Annotated in this window: 1 protein-coding gene; it reads right to left on the bottom strand. The window is 48.4% G+C overall.

Features of this window, described 5'->3' with window-relative positions; translation table 11 throughout:
• On the bottom strand, positions 1-721 hold a 721-nt coding region (locus R7O13_RS26895; RefSeq protein WP_318305212.1), incomplete at both ends, for an Rne/Rng family ribonuclease.

Below are 721 nucleotides of genomic sequence, written 5' to 3'. Positions count from 1 at the left end.
GTGAGATACGACCGATTTGTACGCGAGCACGGTCTAATCGAACTGCTTCACGTAGGCGGTTTTCTACTTCACGTTGGTGGCGCACTGGTGTCATATCGATAAAGTCGATAACCACTAGACCACCTAAGTCGCGTAGACGCAATTGACGAGCGATCTCATCTGCTGCTTCTAGGTTGGTATTCAGTGCTGTTTCCTCGATATCACCACCCTTAGTTGCACGAGCAGAGTTGATATCGATAGAAGTCAGAGCTTCCGTTGGGTCGATTACGATAGAACCACCAGATGGTAGGCGCACTTCACGTTGGAAAGCCGATTCAATTTGGCTCTCGATTTGGTAGTGGCTAAACAGCGGCACTTCGCCTTCGTACTTCTTAACGCGGTTGATGAAATCTGGGCGAACCAATTGAATGTGCTCTTTCGCACGTTCATAAATGGTGTTGCTGTCGATAAGAATTTCACCAATATCACGACGCAAATAGTCACGAATTGCACGAACGATAACGTTACTTTCTTGGTGGATTAAGAATGGGGCAGGGTTAGAGTCTGCCGCGCCCTTAATCGCGCTCCAATGGTTCAGCAGTACGTTCAAGTCCCACTCAAGTTCTTCTGCGCTCTTACCAACGCCAGCAGTACGAACAATCAGGCCCATGCCTTGAGGCAGTTCTAGAGTGCTTAATGCTGCTTTTAGTTGAGTACGCTCATCACCTTCGATACGGCGAGA

Source organism: Vibrio sp. Y176, assembly GCF_033438945.1.
The sequence above is the reverse complement of the archived record's forward strand: the minus strand, read 5'-3'. Positions and strand labels throughout refer to the sequence as shown.